Consider the following 7,397-nt stretch of genomic DNA (forward strand, 5'->3'; position numbering starts at 1 on the left):
CAGCCCAACCAGCTGTTAACACTTCACTATCAGAATCTAAGCTCCGGTTATGAGCGGCACGAACTACGACACCCGTGTGTTGAAGTTGACGAATTTTATCGAAAACTTCTGTGATATCACCTTCTCTGTCGAAAACATGAATTACTCGCGTGTGCTTAGTTACAAGTTTTTCTACAATCCTGCCATAATCAAGAAAAGTGGTGTCTCCAACACACAGCACTACATCGTATTCTGCAACAGTTTCCGCCGTCATTTGACAGTGCGGTTCGATTAGTCTCGAAAATTCCACTTTGGGGTTTGCAAAAACTCATAAGCCCTTTTGAGTACAGTTCCTCCGTTGAAGATTTCTGACAGCCCTTTGCCAAATCCTTGACTTCAAGCAAAACCAATTGACATTGCACGTTCATTCAATCGGCGATCGCCTAACTCACAAGTCGCAAAATTTTTCTCCCACCAGTCCAACATGATTTGTCGCCTCTGATACCACGCTTGGCTTATTTTACTGCAAACCTTCTAATTTGCCCTAAATCCTTTGTGAGCAAGCTTTTCAAGACTTAACGGGAAAAGTCAGCTTAATACTTATGTCATTGCGAGGGTCGCGCGGCAATCCCAAAGCCTTGCCATTGCTTCATTCCACTTCTCTATGAGACGCAAGCGCGTAGCTTGCTTCTGGGCAGGAGTACGTTACATTCGCAATGACATATCGTAAGTGATTTGCCGAACTTAATATTAATCCAAACATCGCTTCCAACTGCTGCTGACTAATTGTGTCTGTTTTTATGCACTCTGGATATTTGAATAGTTTCAGTTTATCGTGGCTGATAACAGATAACTTTTCTAAAGTTAATATATTTAAATTAAGTCAATCTCAGATTGTGATATTATCGTCCCCCTGCTGATTAATAACTAATCGCAAAATTGATAAACATAGAATTATCAAAAATAGCACTAGCCCAATTGTGCAAGCATAACTAATTTCCAAATTATTGAATGCTTGTTCATATAGATAATAAACAATTGTTTTCGAGCTACTGAGTGGCCCCCCTTGGGTCATAATGTATACTTCTTCAAAGACTTTAGTCGCAGATATAGCCGAAATCACCGCCACTAGTGCTAGATACGGCTTCATCAAAGGTATGGTGATATCCCAATGTTTGCTAATCCCATCAGAGCCATCAATGGCTGCGGCTTCGTACACATCAGCGGGAATTGATTGCAACCCCGCTAAATAAATCACCATGTAGTAGCCTAGTCCCTTCCACACGGTTACAGCCATCACGCTAGCCAGAGAAATTGGTACAATGCCAAAAATTTTTGCTGGGCTAGTTAGCCAAGGTATACCTTCTGGAAAAATACCCCAAGTTTTAAGGAACTGATTGAGTAATCCGTTTTCTGCATACAGCCATTTCCAAGCTATTCCCGCAACCACCATTGAAATTACCACTGGGGTGTAGTACGCTGCTCTAAACCAATTCATCCCTCGTAGTTTTTGATTTACCAAAATTGCTAGCACTAAGGGAGAAATTACCAAAATTGGTACTACACCCACAAGATATAGAAAAGTGTTTTCCAAGGTTTTCCAAAAAACCGCATCTTTCCAAAGCTTGAGGAAGTTGGCGAAACCTATCCATTGTGGCGGCTGGGCAATATCTTCATAGCTAGTAAAGCTGAGGTAAAACGCTTGCAGTGCAGGCCAAAAGACAGTTAACCCCAAAATAACTAAGGCGGGTAGTAAAAATAAATAAGGGGTCAGTCGCTGTTTGATGAATATCCAATTTTTAGGCATCAATTGATACATATAAGGTTTAATAGTTGTTTTCGCTTTGTTGAAATCTTTAAGAAGAAGAATTTGGGGATGTGAGTAGATTTAAGTTTCAATATTCTAAAGGCATATATTTGCTTGCGTAAGCAAAGGTCGTCGTAGACATCGCTATTTAATAACTCGGAGATAAACTGCAATGGAAACTCAGCACAACCCGCCAATTGAACATCAAAATGTCCCCATAAACCACCGTGGACTACATGACTTTTTGTATAGTTCTGATGACGAACACGCGCCCATTGAGGTGAGTATAACTCCTGAACTGGCAAACAATGGTACTGAAATCATTGGCCTTGAGGCTTGGAGTACGTTTCCTCAGAACGCTAAAATTGCAGGTGTTTACGCAGTGTTGGACGCAGAACGTCGCACGCAGCACATTGGCTATTCTCGGAATGTGTTGCTTTCCCTAAACGGTCATGTTACCCAAAATGGCGAGCAAAAGTGTGCCTTTGTGCGTGTGCAAGCATTCAAGTTCCCCAAGCGTCAGGAAATGGAAGATTTGCGAGAAGCGTGGCTAGCAGAACTCGAAAGCACACCACCTGGTAATGCTTCCGAAAGCGGAATGTGGGCTAGCACAGTAGGCGAAGCTGTGAAGGCGGTAATGTCAGAGACTGAACGTCAAGTCTACGAGGAGAAAAAGCTAAAACTGCGGAAAGCAATGGCTGACACAACCCTTTCTAAAGAGTCAGAAACAATAGATGCGACTGAAGTTGAACGTCGGCGTCAACTTGAAGCTGCTGTGAAAAACGATGACTGGAGTGTAATTATCGACGCACAGACACAGGAAACTGAGCCTTAGGTGCCAATTAAATTCATTGTCCTTATGATTATTAGGGGCGCATCAATGTGCGTCTCCACCGCTTATTCAAGCCAAAAAAAGCTATAATATTAATTTTTACCAATGCCAAATTTTTAGATTGCTCTATATCTTCAATGTTATTATAATCATTTGTTACAACTATTCAAAAGAACCGAAAATGTACTAATAAGTTAACAGATTAGCTTGTTATCAGCTTGAGTAGATAAATTTTGAAGTATCAAGTATAACAATAGCATAGTCGCATTTACTAATTTAAAAGGGCTTTTGAATTTACTTATTTGTGAGTTATCTATAAAATTGAGGATTTGTTTTCTGTTGCTTCAATAAACGCTTCAAACTGACCATTGGGTGTCCATTGAATAGCTCCATCTCGTCCTGTAAAAAATAGTTTTGTTTGGCTTTTATTCAGTTCAGATAAAGTTTTTGGATCAAAGTTAGCAGAAGAAGCGATCGCTACTTTTGGTTGCAGAGCAATAACTAAGTCTTTTAATGACTGAGGGGCACACCATAGCACTTGTGGACGAGGCAAACTCCCATTTTTCACTAGTTGCTGTACCTCTTTAGACTTGACATTACCTACTAATAACCAATTCTGATCTAGAATTTGCAATTGTAAGATAGGCAATTGATCGTTGATTAATTGTGCCACTATTGAACCCGTTTTCACAGATTGACCAACTGCCAGCGATTGGTAAGAACCCTGATACTTTTGTAATTCTTGTTGAATTGCCTGAGTTGCAATGGAATTTTCTGACTTGGGGGAATATTCATAAAAATTTTTGATTGGTAAACGTTGCAGTAATTCCAACCAAGCATTGCTTTCATTGCTTTGGAAATCAGTTGCGATCGCCCAATTGATTTGATTTATACCCTGCTGTTGCAAAAACGGTAGAATTGTGAAACGTCCTGTCCCTTCATCGCCACTATTAATTACAGTTACAGTACCTCTATCTTGAACAATTACAATTGGTTCCGTACCAGATTCTAATACCGTTATCCTAAACAACGTATTTGTAGAATGCCAAAGAGGAATAAATACTAAACCAATCGCAATCACATTAGCAAACCACCACCGCCTCTGCCACCAAGGCACTAACCAAACCAGTATAATCAGTACATAAATTGCTAGAAGTTGCCAAGTAGATATGCTGCCTACAGCAACAGAATTTCCTGGCAACTTACTAAAAAATTCCACCAGTTTAATTAGCCAATCAGTAGGGTAATGCAACACCCCAGCGAGAAAGCTTCCTGCCTGAGTCCAAATTAATGCTGCGATCGCACTAATAATTCCACCTATACTAATGATCGAAATTAATGGAGTACTAAACACATTCAGTAACAAACTATAAGATGGTACAACCCCAAAAACAAAAAGTTGCACAGGTAAAGTCCAAATAGTGGCAGCTAGGGGAACAGCAATCAAAGCAGCGATCGCAGGTGGTAGCCATGCTAGGCGATTGACTAATGGGGGTACTGTTACGATTAATCCCAGTGTTGCTAAAAAACTCAATTGAAAACCTAAATCCCAAATCCATAGAGGATTAAACACCAATAACAGAGTTGCTGCTAATAGTAATGATCCGAACTGTTTTACCTTCCTTTTTAATAGCAAACCAACTAATGCTGCAAAACCCATAATTACGGCTCTGAGAACCGCAGGTTGAAAACCTGTTAAACTCAGAAAAATGATCAAAGCCAAAAAGCCAAGGGTAAATTGCGTTCCTTTCTTTGTCCGCCTCGTTAACTGTAGTATCACACTCAAAATCAAAGAAGTTTGGAACCCAGAAGCTGCTAAAGCATGAGCTAATCCTGCTTGTATAAATAAGTCACGGATATCGTAGGGTAAATCAACAGCTTTGCTACCTAAAACCATTGCACTGACAAGAGGCCCTTCCGGGATACCCAACCAACGAACTTGCGATCGCACAATTCGCTCCCGAATTTGCCACCATCCCCATTTACGTTCCTGATCCAAAACATTTATTTGTCGTCCAATTAGACCGGCAAACGTTCCTTCTTGCTTGAGAAACTTCTGAAAGTCAAAACCACCAGGATTGGAAGCCGCCTTTGGTTTGTACAAAATCCCAGTCACAGCAATTTGTTGACTAGGATATAATCCAGTAGCTTGAAGTATAGGCACTGTCACATACAGTTTGCCTGTAACCCCTTTTGGGACACTTGCTGAACCTTTTTCATTTTTGACCTCATCTAGCTGAGTCACTTCCAGCCAAAATTGTCCTCGCTGGCTGCGAGTTAAGCGGGGATTACTCGCCACTTCGCCGCGAACAATCACTAATTGCTCTTGATTACTGCTATTTCCAGGCGGAACGAACTGACTAATATCTTTTGCACCCGGTTGTGGCACTCGCCATTGAAAATACAGAGATGCTAACAACCCCACCAAGCCAGCAGCTAGCCATATTCGCGGATGGGGAATAGTTTGCCAGTTATTAGGCACCGCCTTTGTTTTGCTTCCAGCATTTTCTGGTTTCTGAGCAAATTGCCGTAGGATGGTGCGTCTTCTAAAAACAATTGCTCCCACTATCCCCAGAACCAAAATCCACACACCACCCCAAGGAACTGCTGTAAACAGCAACCCGAAAATATAGCCAAGACAAATAATTACACCACTGGTTTGAATCATAAGATTTTTTGTAAAAGCACCTGACAACCCGAATTTGCAGCTAACTTAAAAATAGCTACGGCGGCAATAAAGAAAAATTGGCGTTGCTGAATTTGGGTATGAAATTCAAAAATCAAATATTCCAAACTCTTATTGTCTGCGCCTGAAGCGTTTTTGCGTGAGCTTTTCATATATTTAATCAGCAACGCCGAAAATTTTTTATGCTTGTGATGAAGTATAGTCCAATACAGTCGAGTTAAGCATTTATTCCTTCTCTTCTTTTGCCTCCTTCTCTACGAGACGCTGCACGTTGGCGGAAGCCTCTCGCAGAGAAGGCAGTTCGTTAAAACAATTGACTTTGACAAAGAGTTAAGCGTTAACCCAAGCGTATTGAAGTCTAGTCCATCAAGTTTATACAAACAAAGCCCGCACAGGCGGACCTTATCCTTGTGGCCTTAATGTTCTAGACTCAAAATTTAAGGGTATTTTTGACCTTTAGTAATAGCTACATCATAAAGATATACCTAGCTTAGAGAATGCAAAATCAAAGGTTTACTAATCTGCGGAGATAGGTTTTGTCTGTGTAGCCGCGACTTATAATCACTCAGGCAAGTAATAAATTTGACTTTAAAAACGTCCTCTTACTGAGTCAGGTAGCTAGTATCTGGAAGCCCTGCATCCTTTTACACATCAACTCTTTTATCAAAAGAATGAAAGTATTACCCAAAAAACATAAGAGACGATTGGAATCAAAAACAACCAATCAATAATATATTGGAAACGAGATTTAACCATAGACTCTGAAACAGGTTGTGGTAAGACTGGCTGTCAAACAGGTGCCTGTATGACTGGTTTTAAATCTTTGAGCAATGGAAAACCCAACTTCTCCCTTTGCTCGACATATAAATGAGCTACCTTCCTAGCCAAATGCCGAATCCTAGCAATATAGCGAGTTCTCTCCGTCACCGAAATCACACCTCTAGCATCCAGCAGATTGAACGCGTGCGAACACTTCATTACATAATCTAAGCTAGGCAAGACCAATCCTCGCTCCGTCAATTGGGTAGCTTCCTGCTCATACAAATTAAATAGTGTCAGTAGCAACTCAGGATTTGACGCTTCAAAGTTATAGGTACACTGCTCAATCTCTGCCTGGAGGTAAACATCACCATAAGTAATGTTGTCCGTCCAATGAATCTTAGTAATTCCCTCCACTTCCTGGAGATACATCACCAATCGCTCTAAACCGTATGTAATCTCGATCGACACAGGGCGGCAATCGATTCCCCCACACTGTTGGAAGTAAGTAAATTGAGTAATTTCCATCCCATCTAACCATACTTCCCACCCAGTGCCCCAAGCTCCCACTGTCGCATCTTCCCAATTATCTTCTACAAACCGAATATCGTGGTCTTCAGGACGAATGCCTAAAACCCTTAACGAATCAAGATAAATTTCTTGGATATTATCTGGTGACGGCTTAATCAGAACTTGATACTGATAATAGTGTTGGAAGCGGTTGGGGTTTTCGCCGTACCGCCCATCCGTCGGACGACGACAAGGTTCAACATACGCCACAGCCCACGGTTCTGGTCCCAATGCTCTTAAAAATGTATGGGGATTCTTAGTACCTGCCCCCTTCTCAATGTCGTAAGGCTGGGCAATCAAGCAGCCGCGATCGCCCCAAAACTCATGCAATAAACCTATTACCGACTGAAAATTCACGCTTCACCTTTCCTTACTCAGCACAGTGCATAAACCATTGTTGCCTACAACCCCGCACTGTGGGCAGTTTCAAGGGACAATAAAAGAGTCCAAAAAATATTTTGGAAAAATAGTTGACAAGATAAAGGAGGTTCGTTATATTGAATAAGTGCCTGAAGCGAAGCGAAACAAAGCGACGCTGGAGGAACACCGAACCTTGAAAATATTATAGTTTGAAAGCGATTATACAGCAAGTGATTTGCGTCAAGCAAATTAAAGATAACTAAGCTGAAGTTAAAAAAGAGCAGCTATTGAGCTACAAACAAACCAAAACGGAGAGTTTGATCCTGGCTCAGGATGAACGCTGGCGGTATGCTTAACACATGCAAGTCGAACGAAATCTTCGGATTTAGTGGCGGACGGGTGAG

At 41.2% G+C, this 7,397-nt stretch carries 5 protein-coding genes, 1 rRNA gene and 2 pseudogenes; 2 read left to right on the forward strand and 6 right to left on the reverse strand.

Features of this window, described 5'->3' with window-relative positions; genetic code table 11:
- The 3 genes and pseudogenes from F8S12_RS17735 to F8S12_RS17745 all read right to left on the reverse strand — a co-directional run.
- Positions 1-253 (reverse strand): annotated as a pseudogene (locus tag F8S12_RS17735) (hypothetical protein); the annotation flags it as partial.
- Between the two features lie 17 nt (positions 254-270).
- A pseudogene (locus F8S12_RS42365) lies at positions 271-465 on the reverse strand (IS4/Tn5 family transposase DNA-binding protein).
- 403 nt (positions 466-868) lie between these two features.
- Positions 869-1,798: a carbohydrate ABC transporter permease gene (locus tag F8S12_RS17745; protein WP_196517455.1), complete on the reverse strand. Its 930-nt coding sequence runs from the start codon at positions 1,796-1,798 to the stop codon at positions 869-871.
- Positions 1,799-1,958: 160 nt separating this feature from the next.
- Between F8S12_RS17745 and F8S12_RS17750 the strand changes: the two genes are divergently transcribed.
- The gene (locus F8S12_RS17750; RefSeq protein ID WP_196517456.1) at positions 1,959-2,621 is read left to right on the forward strand and encodes a GIY-YIG nuclease family protein; all 663 of its coding nucleotides are present in this window, start codon (positions 1,959-1,961) and stop codon (positions 2,619-2,621) included.
- 310 nt (positions 2,622-2,931) lie between these two features.
- Here F8S12_RS17750 and F8S12_RS17755 read toward each other — a convergent pair whose 3' ends face one another.
- The 3 genes from F8S12_RS17755 to glyQ all read right to left on the reverse strand — a co-directional run bounded on the left by F8S12_RS17755 (position 2,932) and on the right by glyQ (position 6,990).
- Positions 2,932-5,286 (reverse strand): ComEC/Rec2 family competence protein, encoded by a 2,355-nt coding sequence (locus F8S12_RS17755; protein WP_196517457.1) that lies wholly within the window; start codon positions 5,284-5,286, stop codon positions 2,932-2,934.
- Complete coding sequence (locus F8S12_RS17760; RefSeq protein ID WP_196517458.1) at positions 5,283-5,456, reverse strand: hypothetical protein; 174 nt, start codon at positions 5,454-5,456, stop codon at positions 5,283-5,285. Before F8S12_RS17760 ends, F8S12_RS17755 begins: the two co-directional genes overlap by 4 nt.
- A gap of 637 nt (positions 5,457-6,093) precedes the next feature.
- On the reverse strand, positions 6,094-6,990 hold the full coding sequence (glyQ, locus tag F8S12_RS17765) for a glycine--tRNA ligase subunit alpha (RefSeq protein ID WP_196517459.1): 897 nt from the start codon (positions 6,988-6,990) through the stop codon (positions 6,094-6,096).
- Positions 6,991-7,298: 308 nt separating this feature from the next.
- On the opposite strand from glyQ, the gene F8S12_RS17770 reads away from it, so the two are divergent.
- Positions 7,299-7,397 (forward strand): 16S ribosomal RNA (locus F8S12_RS17770); the annotation flags it as partial.

Source organism: Nostoc sp. WHI (assembly GCF_015714725.1).
GTDB lineage: Bacteria > Cyanobacteriota > Cyanobacteriia > Cyanobacteriales > Nostocaceae > Nostoc.